This is a genomic window from Secundilactobacillus mixtipabuli (genome assembly GCF_002217925.1).
GTDB classification, from domain to species: Bacteria; Bacillota; Bacilli; order Lactobacillales; family Lactobacillaceae; genus Secundilactobacillus; species Secundilactobacillus mixtipabuli.
Genome location: NZ_BCMF01000057.1, coordinates 1 through 245, shown reverse-complemented (window position 1 = coordinate 245; position 245 = coordinate 1). Strand labels below are relative to the sequence as shown.

Annotated in this window: 1 rRNA gene; it reads left to right on the top strand. The window is 48.2% G+C overall.

Features of this window, described 5'->3' with window-relative positions:
* Positions 1-9: 9 nt before the first annotated feature.
* Positions 10-245, top strand: a 16S ribosomal RNA gene (locus IWT5_RS11980); the annotation flags it as partial.

The following is a 245-nucleotide window of genomic DNA, read 5'->3' as shown; positions in this document are numbered from 1 at the left end:
ACGCATCCCGCTGAATTGAAGTGCTTGCACTGATTTTCAGCATTGGATGAGTGGCGAACTGGTGAGTAACACGTGGGTAACCTGCCCAGAAGCAGGGGATAACACTTGGAAACAGGTGCTAATACCGTATAACAACTGAAACCGCATGGTTTCAGTTTGAAAGATGGTTTCGGCTATCACTTCTGGATGGACCCGCGGCGTATTAGCTAGTTGGTGGAGTAATGGTTCACCAAGGCAATGATACG